Source organism: Paenibacillus sp. FSL R7-0313, assembly GCF_037969885.1.
In the GTDB taxonomy this organism is placed as follows: domain Bacteria; phylum Bacillota; class Bacilli; order Paenibacillales; family Paenibacillaceae; genus Paenibacillus.
Map to the genome: position 1 here is coordinate 4,745,118 of NZ_CP150219.1, position 15,488 is coordinate 4,760,605.

The 15,488-nt window shown below is 44.0% G+C and carries 12 protein-coding genes; 3 read left to right on the top strand and 9 right to left on the bottom strand.

All coding sequences use genetic code 11. From position 1 onward, the window contains the following. Window positions 1-154 precede the first annotated feature (154 nt). Complete coding sequence (locus NSQ38_RS20610; RefSeq protein ID WP_339783862.1) at window positions 155-1,873, top strand: helix-turn-helix domain-containing protein; 1,719 nt, start codon at window positions 155-157, stop codon at window positions 1,871-1,873. Between the two features lie 42 nt (window positions 1,874-1,915). Here the strand turns inward: NSQ38_RS20610 and NSQ38_RS20615 are convergent, their stop codons facing one another. The 3 genes from NSQ38_RS20615 to NSQ38_RS20625 form a co-directional block, all read right to left on the bottom strand. Next, window positions 1,916-2,566 (bottom strand): hypothetical protein, encoded by a 651-nt coding sequence (locus NSQ38_RS20615; RefSeq protein WP_339783863.1) that lies wholly within the window; start codon window positions 2,564-2,566, stop codon window positions 1,916-1,918. A gap of 194 nt (window positions 2,567-2,760) precedes the next feature. Further along, window positions 2,761-3,792, bottom strand: a complete 1,032-nt coding sequence (locus NSQ38_RS20620) for a ketopantoate reductase family protein (RefSeq protein WP_339783864.1) — start codon at window positions 3,790-3,792, stop codon at window positions 2,761-2,763. A gap of 14 nt (window positions 3,793-3,806) precedes the next feature. After that, window positions 3,807-4,553, bottom strand: a complete 747-nt coding sequence (locus NSQ38_RS20625; RefSeq protein WP_082762754.1) for an acetoacetate decarboxylase — start codon at window positions 4,551-4,553, stop codon at window positions 3,807-3,809. 386 nt (window positions 4,554-4,939) lie between these two features. Between NSQ38_RS20625 and NSQ38_RS20630 the strand changes: the two genes are divergently transcribed. Further along, complete coding sequence (locus tag NSQ38_RS20630; protein ID WP_339783865.1) at window positions 4,940-5,827, top strand: LysR family transcriptional regulator; 888 nt, start codon at window positions 4,940-4,942, stop codon at window positions 5,825-5,827. Between the two features lie 81 nt (window positions 5,828-5,908). Here the strand turns inward: NSQ38_RS20630 and NSQ38_RS20635 are convergent, their stop codons facing one another. Further along, entirely contained in the window at window positions 5,909-7,315 is a 1,407-nt protein-coding gene (locus NSQ38_RS20635) for a glycoside hydrolase family 4 (protein ID WP_339783866.1), read from the bottom strand. Window positions 7,316-7,491: 176 nt separating this feature from the next. On the opposite strand from NSQ38_RS20635, the gene NSQ38_RS20640 reads away from it, so the two are divergent. Continuing rightward, complete coding sequence (locus tag NSQ38_RS20640; RefSeq protein ID WP_339783867.1) at window positions 7,492-8,343, top strand: AraC family transcriptional regulator; 852 nt, start codon at window positions 7,492-7,494, stop codon at window positions 8,341-8,343. A 98-nt stretch (window positions 8,344-8,441) separates the two neighbouring features. On the opposite strand, the gene NSQ38_RS20645 is transcribed toward NSQ38_RS20640, so the two are convergent. The 5 genes from NSQ38_RS20645 to NSQ38_RS20665 all read right to left on the bottom strand — a co-directional run bounded on the left by NSQ38_RS20645 (window position 8,442) and on the right by NSQ38_RS20665 (window position 15,354). Beyond that, window positions 8,442-9,512: a phosphotransferase gene (locus tag NSQ38_RS20645; RefSeq protein ID WP_339783868.1), complete on the bottom strand. Its 1,071-nt coding sequence runs from the start codon at window positions 9,510-9,512 to the stop codon at window positions 8,442-8,444. Window positions 9,513-9,737: 225 nt separating this feature from the next. Continuing rightward, window positions 9,738-11,204, bottom strand: coding sequence for a family 1 glycosylhydrolase (locus NSQ38_RS20650; RefSeq protein WP_339783869.1), 1,467 nt, complete (start codon window positions 11,202-11,204; stop codon window positions 9,738-9,740). A 42-nt stretch (window positions 11,205-11,246) separates the two neighbouring features. Then, window positions 11,247-13,184: a beta-glucoside-specific PTS transporter subunit IIABC gene (locus tag NSQ38_RS20655; RefSeq protein ID WP_339783870.1), complete on the bottom strand. Its 1,938-nt coding sequence runs from the start codon at window positions 13,182-13,184 to the stop codon at window positions 11,247-11,249. Between the two features lie 158 nt (window positions 13,185-13,342). Continuing rightward, a complete protein-coding gene (locus NSQ38_RS20660) occupies window positions 13,343-14,191 on the bottom strand; it encodes a PRD domain-containing protein (protein ID WP_036615740.1) in 849 nt (282 codons plus the stop codon). A 230-nt stretch (window positions 14,192-14,421) separates the two neighbouring features. Next, window positions 14,422-15,354, bottom strand: coding sequence for an ArsR family transcriptional regulator (locus NSQ38_RS20665; protein ID WP_339783871.1), 933 nt, complete (start codon window positions 15,352-15,354; stop codon window positions 14,422-14,424). Window positions 15,355-15,488: the final 134 nt, after the last annotated feature.

Below are 15,488 nucleotides of genomic sequence, written 5' to 3' on the forward strand. Positions count from 1 at the left end.
CGAAATCCTCCACCCCCTTTGGGTTATGGAGGATTTTTGGAGTTTGTAAACTTTTACTGCGTGTAATAAGGTCTGTAACGAAACATTCTCTAACGTGTAAAATGTGGTAAACTAGTGATTGAGAATTATTATCACTAGATCGGAGTGCTCCAGAATGCAAATGGCTTCCCTATACATCCAACTGCAGCAGCATGATCTGCTTCAGCTCACACCACTGCAGGAAACCAATCATCATAATCCATCAACCAAGAGCAAGGCTGCCAATGAATATACATTGCTTATTGCTCTGGATCATGGAATTCGGCTGTTAACAAACAACATCTCCCAAGATCTGAGCCAAGGCAGTTGTATTCTGCTCCCTACTCAGCAATCCTACATTCTCAAAACGATAAAAGAGCAAGCGCATGTAGCCCGGTTGACCTTTCTTTCTTTTCAAGTGGATAAGTCAAATCTGCTCTCGTCTTGCCCTCCTCTTATTCTTGGTTTTCCTTACAGGCTATCTCTTTCTACTATAAAATCGGCGTTGGCAGGCGAGGGTTGGATCTCTCCGTCGCCTTTGCAATCCAACAAGCTAAATCGGTTGCAGGAGAAGAAATATCCCCCTACGCATCGATCAAAATTAGCAGTTACTCAGGCACGGCTGCAACTGATACTTGGCCTGATGGCTCAGCTTGAAATCGTTCCTCCGCCAGTACAAAATGATCAAGCGGTACAGCTTACACTCAGCTATATGGAGCAGCACTACAACGAAGATCTAACCGTAGAGTTCTTGGCCGAAATGGCCGGCATGGTTCGATGGCAATATAGCAAATTGTTTAAGGTGATGACTGGCAAGAAACCAACGGATTACCTGGCAGAGCTTAGAGTCAAGCATGCTAAAAAGCTACTGTCCAGTTCTACCGATACCTTGCGTGAGATATCCAGACAAGTCGGTTTTAAGGATGAGTATTATTTCAGTCGGCGTTTTCACCAGCTCACAGGACACCCTCCACGGGAATACGCGAATATACAAAGACGTACCAGGCAAAGAACGATAACCGATTCCCTCGGCAGGCAGATTTCCCTCCCTGATGCGGCTATTCGTATTGTGGCCACAGGTACCCATACCCTTGGGGAGTTGCTTGCTATTGGTATCCGTCCAGTCGGCGCGGGAATAACAACAATGAGATCACAAGTCATATATCGAAGCAAACTGCTTCACATGCCGGACATTGGACTGCAAGGTGCACCGGAGCAAGTCTCCTTACTTAAGCCTGATCTTATACTGCTTGGCAACTATAGTGAGCAGCAGTTACCTCAACTGGACGCCATTGCCCCTACCATCGTCTATCGCGAAACAACCAGCACTTTTGAGCGTCTTCGTTATATTGCGGATCTTTTCGGTCGAAGCAGAACGGCTGAACAGTGGATCGACCGCTATGAGCAGAGTGTCAGGAGGATACGGCGACAATTGGCGGATGATTATATTGTAGGAGAACGAGCAACTGTCTATCTGTTGTTGGGTAAAAACATATATGTTATGGGACAGACGGGATTTGCCGCTACCGTGTATGAATCACTTGGTTTTCGACCAACCGAAACCATAGATCAACTGATCATTAATGGCAGACCGTGGTTACAAATCGATCATAATAAAATCACTCAATACGCTGGAGACCGAAACTTCGTGATGGTACCCCAGGAGGAGATGAATGTAAATATACCTTCTCCGCTACAGGTTTTGATTGGCATGTTGGCACCCAGTAAAGTACATATAGTAGAAGCTGGCTGGAACTACGATGATCCCCTTACCCGTGAGAGGTTATTGACGATTCTACCCTCTATTTTTGCTAAGGATGGACTCACACCTCTGCTAGTAAATGAAAAAAAATAAACCGTGAAGCACGGTTTATTTTTTCAAAACATTTTCTCCATCTTACGATATGTGTCCAACAACCTCTGGTAATACTCTTTCGTATTCCTTATATAAAACATAACGATTAACACCTCTGGAAGAGTTAAGTGCTTCATGCGCGTGCTGAATAGCGGTATCACGGTTTTCTGCTTTGAGTTCAATACCCGCGAGCAATGTTGATCGCATCCACTGTTTTTTAATGCATTGAAGTCTTTCACGCGCATCTCCACTTTTCCCGTCTTCCAAGAGTAGAATAGTTTCGTAATATGTACGGTAGTCCGATAAGCCGATATGAGGTACAGCTTGCCGAATGGCAAACATATTTTTGAGATGAAGACCATAAGCGGCATTAAACGAGGCCTGCGTCGACTTCCGCTTATATTTCTGCGTAATCTGCTCCATCACAAGTTCTGCCTCATCATCGAGTCTGTTCGCAAGAACATAATTAATGTAAATGCCAGGTGTATTTTGCTGTTTGCGTAAGAAAATCTCCACACGGTCTATACGTTTTTCCAACGACAAAGGATAATAAAAGCGCAACATAAACATGATAAGAGCGGCTATAAGCACAACCCCTAATGTCAAAAATAGTGAGTAATCATTCCAGGACATAAACAAAACAAAGACAAACACCGCCAAATAAAAGACGAATTCCCCCCAAGATTTCCTCATACCTATCTCCTTCTAATAGAAAAATAACCAGCAAGTTTATATTATATCAAATTTAATTCCCCTTTTTGTATAATCTTAGGAAACAAAGTCATGCAAAACACTCTATCCCGTTTTTAAATCAAGCCTGACTAGATTTACTGATACAACAAAAAAGCCGCTATATTAGCGACTTTCAGTTGAAATAATTAAATTTATTATTGTGCACTTAATAGCTCTTCAAAAGCTTTTATGTTCGTGTCAAAATCAGGAACGGTTTGAGTTTCTTCAGCAGATTTGACCAGTTTTACTACTAAATCATTATAAGGAGTCGCAATTCCGGTACCCTCTGCTCTGCTTGAAACAACCCCGTTAATATAATCAATCTCCGTTTTTCGGTTCTTCTCCAGATCTTGAAGCATGCTTGCTTTGAGCAATCTGGAGGGCTCCATCACGTAACGTAATGTTTTCACCCGTTCAGGGATATCTTCTTTGCTGTTCAGTTCGAGTGAACTGATGTCGAATCCATTCATTTTAACCAATGTGACCCCATTGGCACGAGCAACTTTAATCGTCTCGTCCGCAATGTGAGCTGCACTTACAATGCCGGCTTCATGATCGATGATCTCCCCATATTCACCATTTAATGCAGCAGACAAACCACTGAATGCATTGTTGATCAGCAATTTGGACCATTTGGTTCCAACCAGGTTATCGGAAATATGTGTTCCACCCACAAGATCCAACACTGATTTCACGCGTTGAATTCGTTCGGTGATTTCACCATTTAATTCGCCAATCTGAAAAGCATACTGTTTAAATTGAGTGTACTCGATTGTAAGACTTGATACACCTGGTCTAATAAACGTAGCGCCAAATTCAACGGAGCCTGCAATGACGCGTTTTTCACCAACAATAGACGCGACTTTTTCTTCCGGAATCCCGTTCTGCAAAGAACACACCATACTGTCTTCTTTCAAGAATGGAAGTAATTCCTGAAGAATGGAATCGTTGTAGAGTTGTTTGGTTAAAAGTAAAACGAGGTCATATTGTCCTGATTTTTGATCAGGAGTAATTGCTTTTACTTTGGCCTGAAACTCTGTGGTACCCGTCACTTTAGCACCCGCTTGATTCAAAGCATCTACATGTTCCTGATATGCATCAATTAACTCAACGTCCATTCCGCCATCCGTAAGGTATGCGCCTACGATGGTTCCCAAAGATCCTGCTCCTACAATTGCAATTCTCATTATATTTTTCCTCCTTATTTCTCTTCCAGGTAGTTGTATACAGGTTGTGCAGCGTTTAAAGTTAAGTTGGTAAGAATATGAGAAGCGGACACAACTTCCAACACAGGCAGATCTGCAAGAGGTGCCAATGCATGTTCGAACAATTGAAGCCGGGCAGGTCCTGTCCAAGCTTCTTTCACTTCGATGTCCGTAATTTGAGTACGGATCAGATCACATATTCTTAAATTCCCGGTATAGTCCGTAGCAATCTTAATCATAAAATTAGGTCGGCATATTTCACGTTTGGCCAACTCTTTATCCATCTCCACGTGTTTATAGCCCATTGTTGCCGTGGCTACACGCAGTGTTCCATAATCAAGTGTGCCAACAAGTGTATCTGAATCGGTATACAACTTGGGTGCACCCAGCTTTTTCGGATAGGCGGTGAGCTCTCGACCACTGGCTATCGCGGGGAAATTGTCTACGTACATCGAATGCACATAATCGCCTTCCTCCCCATTGAATTGCACAGGGATAACTTGTCCAGCTTCTGTATAAGCACCCAGCCCAGAAACATCCGGCATCCACATCACTTCGAATTTAACCAAAGGTTCCGTAATTTCCAGAGGTTCTGGTACGGCTGCCCGTAAAGCTTTTTCATCGGTCCGGTAAATAATATTCAAGTATTCACGATTCACGAATTTGTACGGTGGCATTGGGTATGCCGGGGCCGTTAAGGGTGTATTCAGATTTTTAGCTATGTTATTCACATCAATTTTCATCAAAGACACCTACCTTATGTTTTGGTTCTATATAAGTTGAACTAAAGATCATTCACACTGACACTACGATGACAGAACAACCTTCCAATCGCTGTTATCCCCAGATTTTTCGATTCCCCTTTTAAGAGGGGAAAATCCGGTGATAGCTTATGCTTCCGATGCAGCTTTCTTTCAGAAAGCTTTTAGGCGAACGCTTCGCTTTTTCAGGTTTTTTCTGTCCTCTCCGTTATTGTGTAAATGAGTAGTTCAACTTATATAGTCATTTTTTGGTATTTTAAAAATTTGATCTGTATCTCATAAAAAAATTCTACATCAATATTTAAATTTAATATAATACATAATAAGCACTATATATATTTATCAAAATAAATAAGGAGTGCAGATAAATGGAATTGCTTCAGCTTAAATACTTTCAGACCGTTGCCTATACCGAACATATCTCCAAGGCAGCTGCGCAATTGAATATTGCTCAACCTTCCCTAAGCTTAACGATCAAAAGACTTGAGGATGAACTGGGCACCCCCTTATTCCACAGAAGAGGACGAAACATTCAATTGAATTCCTCAGGTGAAATTTTATTGAAGCACGTAAACAGGATTTTTATTGAAATTGAAAATGCAGAGATGGAGATTAAAGCGGAGGAACAGCAAATTTCCAATACGATCAGGATCTCGATTACGAATACTCGGTTCCTCACAGGTCTCATTAGTGACTATATCAACGGTACCCCCGAAACCAAGCTTCATCAGGGTATTGGGACACGCAGTGAAATTATTACAGAATTGAAGAAAGGCGACATGCATCTGGGCATTACGGGGCATCCGATTCAGGATGAGGAGATTGAGAGTGTTGTTCTTGTTGAGGAGGACATTGTTCTTGTTGTGCCCACGGATCATGCATACGGCGGAGAGACAAGCATTTCATTAAGTGTTGTTGCAAATGAGCCCTTTATTTCCCTTGCCGATAATAAGGAGTACAGCCAATTTACCACCATGCTCTGTGAAAAAGCAGGCTTCCTCCCCAATCATGCATTTGAGGTCGATTCTCATACCCTGCTTGAAATTATCAGGCTTAATCAGGGTGTTGCATTAATTCCGATCTCCGTATGTAGAAAACTAGGGTTACGTTATGTAAAAATTGCAGATGATTCAGCTATATATCCCATTAGCCTATCCTGGGTCAAACAAAAATGGTTATCTCCTGCTGTAAGAGAATTTCGTAATTTTATTACTTCGTATTATGAAGACCATGCTGGCTTGTTTAAAGTGGAGTAGGATTTTTGGGGGAATAGTAAACAGCAAAGACCACATTAGCCCTTTGAAGGAGCTGACGTGGTCTATTATCATTCTCCATTCTTAGCTATACTGCAGTCTGTCCTTATACCAAACGTCCGGAATCATCTTACGCTCCAGTTCCAACAATTCATGAATGATCTTGTCCGCGTCGCTGATGGAACTCACGAGCGGGTCGGTGAGCATCGCCCTTCTCAGCTTCTCGTAGCTATGTTCCAGAACAGCTTCAACCGTAAGCTCATGCGTATCCAGTACAAGTTCTTGCATACCTCTTATTCCGCGCGGCATCTCGCCTACATGGAGTGGTTTCACCCCATCCATATCTACATCGCACAGTAGCTCCAGGAACGAATCGGTATTCATATTGGTTACTGCGCCTTGATTGAGCGTATTGATGAAGAATTTTTTGCCCAAGTTCCCCACCATATTTTCGATGATGTCAGTCGCATGATCCGGTCCGAAGGTGCTCATATAATCGGCAATCGGGATGTTCCCTGCAAGAAAGTCATCCACCTGACGCCACATTTCGTCATGACGCTCATATCTGTCCTCTGTCTCCCAGATCGATAATGGCGGAATGGCGTCCGCAGTTTTGCCAAGACCCTGCCAATACCGAACGTATTCCTTCGTATGCGCTGTGCAAGTGGGAATGATTCCGAAAATATCATACAGTTCATAGGTGATTGCATCGTTAAAAAGAGCTTTTGCACCGCGATCACCACCGTTATTCTCATCACCTGCCAGCTTGCGCATGGCTTCTGCAATTGTGGGCATCACATTTTTTCCTTCATACTCGGCTTTGAGCAGCCAAGTGAAATGATTGACACCAGCGATGCGAAAATCGAATTTCTGGTTGATCTCTTCGGTGAATTGGCTATTGTCTCCAATGATTCCGGCTCGTACGGCGTAATAGGCTTTCTTATGCGGCATATGATGACTATCGCACAGCGCAAACGATTTAAGCTTCGGAGCATAGCGATGTAATGCGATGCCATGAACGGTAGACGGGTTAATATAATTGATCACCCAAGCATCCGGACACAACTCCTCAATGTCTTTGGCGCATTCCATAATAACTGGCAGTTCCCGCATCGCGCGAAAGATTCCGCCCGGGCCAATCGTATCGCCAGAACACATGCGAATCCCATACTTTAGAGAAACCTGGCAGTCGATGCCTCGATATTTCACCGATTCTTCCGCAAAGCTGAGCACAACGAAGTCAGCTCCCGGCAGCACCTGTCTTCGGTCGACTGAACCCTCAATCTTTAGGGATACATTGTTCTCCTTGGCGACCATTTCCGCTAGTTTTACCATTTTCGAGAGCCGTTCCTCGTCCGTATCCACCAAGGCCAGCGTTCCCTGATTCAAATATGGGGAGTGAACCATCTGCCAGATGGACTGACGACCGAAAAACAGGCTGCCCGCCCCAATAACAACCACCTTTGGATGTTGTGTACTTGTAGCATTCATCAATAACCCCTCCTCGTAACGATATAAGTTCATTATAGGGGAGTGGGCTGGAATCGGAATGTGTGATAGTTTTCAAAACATGTCATATCGTACGATAATTAACAAGAAGTAAAACCTTTGATATGATAGTTAAAAATAGAGGATGTCATAAAGTAGAGAGGAATGAGTTGGGTTAGATGCATGCAGGAACTATAAATATGAGTATAATCGACGAACTTTCGGAGTATATCACACTTCGCATGAGCTCTTATTTGGAACAAACGCACGACAGCAATTGGACGGAGCGCAAGTCTCATTCCGATTATGATCTGTGGTTCATTACAGCAGGCTCCGTGCAAATTACCATCAATGGAATCGAGCATATGGCAAACCCGGGTGATGTGGTGTTTTTTTATCCGGATATGCCCTATATGGCTTCCACGACCGGAGAGTTTTGCCGATTCGTTTACATGCACTTTGATTTCAGCATCGCTGAGCAGAAGCGGATTCTCAGCGAGTTTCAACTCCCGGGCATCGTACCTGGCAATCTGATTCAAGAGGAATCAACGCTGTTCACTTCGTCCTATCGAAGATTCAAGCAGAGTAGCGGTACTTCCGCCAGTCCACTCTACTTGAAAGCCTCTCTGCTTCTCGTCATCGCCAAAATTTTGGAATTACATGGGCAAGGGCTGTATCATGGTGAGTTTCTGAAAGACCGAAAACCGAGGAAAATTGAAGGAAGTCTGGAGGTTCTGCAAAATGTCTTCCCATACGTGGATGCGAATCTGCATCGTGCCATCCGAGTTAACGAGCTTGCAGACATTGCTGGCGTCTCTGAGAAATATTTTATTTCTTTGTTCAAAAAAATTCTCGGTATAACACCTGGGCAGTATATCAATCAGATCAAAATGAACCGGGCCAGAGACTATCTGTACGAGAAAAAATATACGATCCAGCAAATTGCCGGATTTCTGGGTTATCCCGACCCCTTCACGTTCTCCAAAGCATTCAAAAAATTTTACAACGTACCTCCTTCCAAATTTGAATAACATGCCGCAGACAAACAAAGAGGCAACCGGTCGATCCGGCTGCCTCCCTACTTGATGAATCCTTGGTTATTCAGGGTTTAGTTTACGTACAGGTCCCTTCAGCGTCCCTCATACTCAAAAGGAGCTTCAGTGGAATACATCTCATGGAAAAATCCCTTATATGGTATATCCTCTTCCAGACATTTAATGAGATACAACAGTGCTTCGTCAGCTTCCGGTTCTTCGCCAGCACGCTGCATTTCCTCAAATTGACCTAGAATATTCTCCAAGAGAGTAACTTGAATAAATAAAGGCAGCTTCTCCAACATCGAATCTTCGATCTTGGTCTCGGAAGTATATCCAGCGAGGGCATTTTGAAAATAGTCATCCATGAACTGTCTGCGTTTATCCGCATCCGGCTCAAATTGAACCCAGCCGACTCCGTGTGTCCATAGATCGGCCAGATCATACATATACCAACCAAAGCATGAATTATCAAAATCATACACGGTGATCTGACCGGTATCAAAATCGATCGAGTAATTCCCATCGTTATAATCAAAATGGATCATGCCAAATGTCTCTTGGTTTGTATCCAAACCTTGTAAGGTATTCAGGAGCTCGACCATCTTCTCCTTAAGCAGAGGGAATGATTCAGGTACCAGGTTATCGATATATTCACCGCTGTAATTGTCAATCAAATGATGCCGGCGATGGACGGGAGTGTACCCTTTCGATAGCTGATGCATTTTCCCCAGAACTTTACCGCTATTATAATAGTATTCGGTAAGTGGGACCCCTTCACGATACTGGTAATGGTTCTCTACCAGCAACTTTCCCTTGGCCTTCACAAACATACAGACAAAGAATGTATGCTCATCATAAGTGATCTCTTCTAACAAAAAGCCCTTTTTCGAGCTAACTACATTCGAGACACTTGCACCGTTCTCAAATAAATACCGGACATACTCCAGTTCGGCAATGTAATCTTCCCGCTTTCGGTCAGGCAAAAAAGATACTCGGAGAATTAGAGATTCGCACCCCTCTTGCTCACAGGTGTAAACGACATTCCGTCCACCCTCATGAGGCGGAATAAGCTGAATGTTGTAACCCTCCAGATGAAACAGCTCGGATACCAGCGACAGTACATGTGTATTGCTAATGTTAACAGCCTCGTTAAAGTTAATCATGATCTCCTCCAGTAAACATTGTCGGGACGGTTTCCCGCACTGCAATGTCCACAAAAGGAATCCCTGTAACGCAAATATCCTTTTGTGAACCTAAAGCACAATCACCTTGTTAGACATTGAATTCACTCCTCTTGTTTTAATAAAACAATTTTACATAATTATCCCTTATTTGACTAGTGCAAAATAAATACCGCCCATATGGGCGGCATGTAAAATTTTTTATAATTACAGTGTTTCTCCGTTCGATTCAATAACTTGTTTGTACCAGTGGAAGGAGTCTTTGCGAGTTCTTTCAAGCGAACCATTGCCGGCATTGTCTTGATCTACATAAATGAAACCATAACGTTTGCCCATTTCAGAAGTCGAGCAGCTAATGATATCGATAGGTCCCCAGCTAGTGAAACCCATCAATTCAACGCCGTCAGCGACAGCTTCTTTCATCTGTTCAATGTGGCTGCGCAAGTAATTGATGCGATAAGGGTCATGGACTGCCCCGTCCTCTTCCGGTGTGTCGATAGCACCCAGCCCGTTCTCAACGATGAAGAGCGGCATCCGGTAACGGTCATACAATCGGTTCAGCGCGACGCGAAGACCAATCGGATCGATAGGCCATCCCCATTCGGTAGCTTTCAGATGAGGGTTTTTAATCTGACTTACCAGCATACCAGAGTTGCTGTTGTCATTCGGGTCATATTTTCCGATATACGTCATGTAATAACTGAAAGCAATAAAGTCCACGGTATTATCCCGGATAATGGCATCGTCGTCAGGAGCTTTAACCAGTTTAATGCCGTTTTCCTCAAAATATCTTTGCATATAGGATGGGTATTCGCCCCGTGCCTGTACCTCTGGGTAGAACAGGTTCATCTGATCTTCCTTCATCGTCTGTAACACATCTTCCGGTTTACTAGAAGCAGCATACGTTTCCAGACGGCAGATCATACAGCCAATCTGAGCATTGGGCATCTTCTTTTTACCACTTTTGACAGCCAGTGAGCTTGCAACAAATTGATGATGAGTTGCCTGATAGGCTACCTGCTCTGGTGTGCCCTTAATTTTATCTTCCAGAATGCCGCCGCCAGTATACAGACTTGTCAGCATCATATTCATTTCATTGAAGGTAATCCAGTATTTCACTTTGTCTTTGTAACGGTCAAACAGCGTATTGGCAAATTTCAGATACAGATCGATCATCTCGCGGCTTTCCCAGCCGTTGTACTTGCGGGTTAACTCTACGGGCATCTCGTAGTGAGAGATCGTTACGAGCGGCTCAATGCCGTATTTCAAGAGTTCGTCAAGCACGTTATCATAGAAGGCAAGACCAGCTTCATTGGGAACGGCTTCTTCTCCTGTAGGGAAGATCCGTGTCCAGGCGATCGAAAGACGAAACACTTTGAAGCCCATCTCCGCAAACAAGGCAATGTCTTCTTTGTAGCGGTGGTAGAAATCCACGCCGTTCCGTTTCGGGAAATATACGTTGGTGTTACCGCTCAGATATTCTTCTAATTGAACAGAATCCACGTCGAAGGTGAAATCCTTGCCATTGCGCTCCTCATGAGGAACGAATGGAGCCATGTCTGAGGTTGAGAGTCCTTTGCCGTCTGCGTCATATGCACCTTCCAGCTGATTGGCAGCGGTAGCTCCGCCCCATAAAAATCCTTTAGGAAATGAGTGTTTAATTGTTTTTGTCATGTTGTTTCTCTCCTTTTTTTGTATATGGTATTCATGAAGCTGTTAACGAACGGTGAGGAGAAGCAATTCATTCATTGGAATCACCCCCTTCACCTGAACAGGTACTACATCGAGGTAATCCGGCGTATTGGTTACGATGACTGGTGTCACAAGGTCAATACCCGCACCCTGAATGCCATCCCTATCAAATTCCAGAAGTAAATCACCCTTCTTCACTTCTTGTCCGGCAACAACCTTCACGTCAAAAAATTTCCCCTTGAGCGATACACTGTTTAGTCCAACATGAATGAGAATGTCAATTCCACTAGATGAGGTCAGCATAATCGCATGTTTACTTTTGGCAACCAACGTGACGGTTCCGTCAAAAGGAGCTGTAACACGTCCATCCTGCGGACGAATTGCAATACCTTTCCCGGTCATTTCCTCAGCAAACGTTTGATCCGGAAGCTCTGAGAGCGGCACCAATTCACCAGTGAGCGGGCTGAACACCTCCCCCTTCTTTTCCTCGATGGAATGTACTGTGACAGGTGTCACCGTTTCTTGCGAAAAGGTAGTAGTTGTATTCAGTTCCTGTTCGGTTAATGTTTGTGCTGAGTCGGACATGGCGGAATTGCGTGTATTTGGCTCTTCCCACTTGAGCAGCAAAGTCACTACGAAAGAAACACTAAAGCTGATGCCAATTCCGATTAATGCATACCAGAAATTAGACATGCCACCATCCGGGCCAATATACAACGGAAGTGAAAGCAATCCTGGTACAGCAAAACCGAAGCATTTCAGACCCACTGCGGTAATAAAGCCACCCCCTGCTGCCCCACCAATGAGTGAAGCGTAAAACGGTTTTTTCAGCTTCAAGGTGACACCATACAGTGCGGGTTCAGTAATACCAAGCAAGGCGGATATGCCACTGGATAAAGCAATGGATTTCATTTTTTTATCTTTGGTCTTGAGGAAAACAGCCGTGACTGCACCAGCCTGACTCATATTGGTTATCAGGTTGATCGGTAGCAAAAGCACGTCATATCCGAGTTTGCTCAGATTCTGCAATGTGCCTGGGAAGAACGCATAATGCATACCCGTCATAACAATCAGAGGCATGAGGCCGCCGAGAATAATGCCGGTTAACGGACCCGAATGGGCAAAGAGCCAGGAAGTACCCATTTCCAGATAGATGCCCATGTAAGTCCCTAAAGGGCCAATCGCAATTAATAGAATCGGCACCGTGATGACGAGCACAATCATCGAGGTAAAGATGACTTTGACAGGACCGGGAATAAAACGATCAACCCAACGATGTACATAACTCAGAAGCCACACACCCAGAATAATGGGAATAACGGACTGAGTATAATTCACAATCGACACGGGCAGGGAGAGAAAACGAATCGGCTCAAGCTGGTTTGCCAGATACGCATTCAGAATCGTTGGGTACAATAAAGTACCTGCAAGCGTCAGGGCGATATATTCATTCACTTTGAACTTGCGGGCAGATGATAGAGCCAGAAGGAAAGGCAAGAAATAAAAGGCCGCATTTGCTATGGAAGACAGAACTTGATACTCACCGCTTTTCTCCTGCATCGCGCCAAGTGTAACGAGCAGTGCCAGAATCCCCTTTAACATCCCGGTACCTACGATGGCAGGCAGAATCGGAGTGAAAATGCCGGAGATTGTATCCAAAACAGCATTAATCCCTTTAGAGCGCGGCGCGTCTGTTTCAGGCTTTGATATGCCACTATGCTTCATCTGATCCTCGATCTGCTCATATACGGCTGCAACCTGGTTACCAATGACCACTTGAAACTGATCGTTCTGAAACTGTGCACCGAGCACGCCATCGAGTGCTTTGATCTGTTCCAATTGAACTTTGTTTTGCTCTCGAACATTGAAGCGAAGTCGTGTGATACAATGCCAAGCTTGCGTAATATTTTCCTGTCCGCCCGTTAATCGAATAATTTCCTTGGACAACTCCCGGTGATTCATGATGCTTCCTCCTTTTTTGGCGAAAAAAAAACCAAATGTAAACCCGGCCCGCCGCAGATGCGGAGTCGGAAACATTTGGTGGTGCCTGATCGAATCAGTAACACTCCATATTCAATTCATATTGATGATGGTATAACTTCAAACAGGTTGTATTGAGATTAATCCATATCGGTACGGGATGTCACCCTCTCGATGTGTATCATGAGATATACCATCTCATCGGGAGTAATCACGAATCCGCGTTGCCTCTCCATCGCCTCCTTTATTTTGAGTGCGCATTGGAAGCTGATAGGATATCGCTCCGACAATACATCATATAGAAATTGCTGATCTTTAAAAGAGAGCACTTCCCGGTTCAACTGACGAACAATGAAGTATCTCAGATGGGTGATGAACCTGGAAAAATCAGCAGATTCCTGATTCAGTACCATTCCGAAATGTTCCGTCATGATCCCTATAATGTCGTTAATCATCTGTGTAATTTTAATTGTTTGGTTCATACTGCCCGAGTCGAATTGTGAGTTCACGAAATGAAGGGCAATAGAGCTTGATTCACCAGATGGCAGTGAGACTAGAAAAGCTTCATTGATTTTTTGAACTGCCCATTCTCCGGCACGGTATTCGGCAGGATATAGATGGCGAATGTCCCAGTGAAGCGGATTTTGCACATCCACACCTTTTTTGAAACGATCCAGCGCAAAATGAATATGGTCTGCCAGTGTTAACAGGATCGAGTCATTCAGCTTTTTTCCAATCAACGTCTTGCCTTCTTCAATAATCTGATCCGTAATGTCGATAACTTGCAGAGGGATATCGCTGAGAAATTGCTCGACTCGCTGATATTTGTCATTCGAGCCGATTCTGAACATTTTCTGGATCTGGCTCTGCTCAATCGGCTGTCCTTTCACTTTTTTGAAGCCAACACCCGTTCCGATGACAATGACTTCGCAACCTTCCGTGTCTTCCGCCAGGGCGATGTTATTATTTAACGATTTTTTGAACCTCATGATGTTCTCACCCCCAATATACAAAAAGCACCACCATGATCCAGAACACAAGTCAAACAAACTTGTGAAATCCAGATTGTGGTGGTGCCTGATCGAATCAGTGACACTCCTTATTTAGCTGTATTCTATACCAGCCATGTAATCGTTGTCAATACCATTACTCTGGAATTGTTATGCACTTCGTTCATATGGAGATTGCCTCTATATAAACTAACATGAAATCGCATATCCTATTCATCCGAAGTTTTGTTTTCCTCAGCATTATAATAGTATCGAATCAGGATATCCTGATCATAGTTGCCAAAACCTTTGCCAAACAGGGTAAGCCCCCCTCGGCCAGCTACTCCCTCTTCCGGCTTCAATCCAAACGTCCAATAGGTGGATGAGTCCAGTTGTAGATCATGAATACACACATCCGAGATGCGCTGGCCATCCATAAACGTCCCTTCTCCGTTAATGCGCAGCACCTTCAGTACACCATACTGGTTGACGTCCAATTTCCACCATAGCGGTGTATGCTTGCCTTTCCGATCCCCAAAGTCCCCTGGGCTTGTCCATGTTCCCAAGTGGTTGCCATTAAGTGAAAAGCGAATGTCGGAAGGCCAGTTTTCATTGACTTGGGGTGCTTCCGAACTGAGTTCGAGTGAAATTTCAATTTCCTGGAGATGCTGTTCTGTATTGAGATAATTGGGAATCTTATATTCAAGAAAACCTCGTGCCATCCAAAGGATACCTGCATTGACCCGATCCGGATCCATAAAGCAGGCCGGTGTGTCATATTGTCCAATCATTTGTGTTGTTGTGGCAATGCCACAGGTGGGCCAAGCTTCGTAATCCGTATACTGACCAACCGGAATAGAGACTTCATGGTAAGGAGCATCTACTGGTTCAGGAGAAAGATTGACAGTCATAAATTCTTGCAGAATAAAACAGTATTTATATGTTCCACCATTCTCACGCTTCATACGGCTGCCTACGATGCCCGCTTTCTGCAATTTGCTCACATGTGTACTAACGATGGCTTTGCTCAGATACAGCTCTTTGGCAAGCGCATTGATATGCATCTCCCTGTTTTGCAATAATAAGCGAACGATATTTAAACGGGCCTCGCTGGCGAGCGCCTCATATATGATCAAGGATGAGGCATCCGTGCCAAGCATCATGACCTTCACTTCCTTATCTCTATAGAATTCAATATATTACCGATTTAGGATTCGCTTTTTAGCGAACCCTTCGAAATGAACTTGCTCAACATAATAGCATTATGATACATATTAGATAACAAATCAATGAGTTG